Source organism: Kitasatospora nipponensis (assembly GCF_039528135.1).
Taxonomy (GTDB): domain Bacteria; phylum Actinomycetota; class Actinomycetes; order Streptomycetales; family Streptomycetaceae; genus Kitasatospora; species Kitasatospora nipponensis.
In genome coordinates this window covers 1-620 of record NZ_BAAALF010000845.1, presented here as the reverse complement: position 1 = coordinate 620, position 620 = coordinate 1, and the positions used below count along the sequence as shown (strand labels likewise).

Annotated in this window: 1 protein-coding gene; it reads left to right on the top strand. The window is 57.3% G+C overall.

Annotated elements, in window-relative coordinates; translation table 11 throughout:
• Nucleotides 1–401: hypothetical protein (locus ABD323_RS43655; protein ID WP_344447564.1), on the top strand; the 401-nt coding region annotated here is incomplete at its 5' end.
• Nucleotides 402–620: the final 219 nt, after the last annotated feature.

Below are 620 nucleotides of genomic sequence, written 5' to 3'. Positions count from 1 at the left end.
TAGCGCATGGGATAGGTTATCCAGCTCGCGGAAGTAGATTTAATAATGCCGTCAGATATCTTGATACGGATCCGCCTGCGACGATTGTGATCGCCTATAGTGCGGATGGCGGAGTCGATATTCTCCCTAGACTTAACTCCCGCATTGATAGGACTGTCGTGGATAGCGCGGTAAATCGGTATCTCGCTGCCTCGGCAACCAATCCGGTGGATACGGCTGCAGCCGGTCAGGCCTGGGACTTGGTTAGCTCTCTCCGCTTCTACCTGTCTGCCATTCAATGCGAGGCGCTCAATCGGGCACGTGCTGCCGTCGATGCATGGGAAGAAAAGCATCTCTCTATTAGGATTGTTAGAGGGGACGTGCATCCAGATCCGCGCATGAACGATAGCTATTGGATTTGATGCTGCAGGCATATTTGGTGCATGCCGAAACGCGGGGCGTTGCGGCCCGAAAGCCCGTTAGCCTGATGCGGCATGCCGACTATGTCCAGCCGCCTTGCCTGCCTCGTCTCGCCGCATCGCGGTCATGGACAGCTCGGCGAGGCGGGGAAGGAAGGCCACTTCGAGCTGCTCCACAGGGTGCAGGAGGTTGCGCTCCCAGGTTTCGGTGGTCCTGACGCT